This window comes from Amycolatopsis sp. SID8362, assembly GCF_010550475.1.
GTDB lineage: Bacteria > Actinomycetota > Actinomycetes > Mycobacteriales > Pseudonocardiaceae > Amycolatopsis > Amycolatopsis eburnea.
Window position 1 is genome coordinate 1 of sequence record NZ_JAAGNB010001201.1, and the last position, 356, is coordinate 356.

Annotated in this window: 1 pseudogene; it reads right to left on the reverse strand. The window is 77.5% G+C overall.

The features are described from left to right. Nucleotides 1-356, reverse strand: a pseudogene (locus G3I65_RS37065) (ADP-ribosylglycohydrolase family protein); the annotation flags it as partial.

The window sequence follows — 356 nt, forward strand, 5'->3', positions numbered from 1 at the left end:
CGGGTCGCGACGGCGAGCCAGCCGACCGGGTCCGGTTCGGGCAGCGTCGCCGGGACTTCGCCGGTAGGCACCGGCGGCAGGCCGCGCAGCACGATGTCGGTGTGGAACAGCAGGTGGCGCGTCAGCCCGCCGAGCGGCAGCGGGCCGGCCGGGTCGGCACCGCCGCCGAGCGCGTCACCGATCGCGAAGCCGACGTACGCGCCGACGATCCGGTGCCACGCGAAGCGGCCGGCCGGGGTGCCGAAGGCGGAGAACTTCCCGAACGTCCACGGCACGGGTCGCGGCTGCGCGTCCTCGCCGACGTGCGCGATCAGGCCGTGCGCGCCCAGGTCGGCGGGCCACTCCGGGGCCTGGCC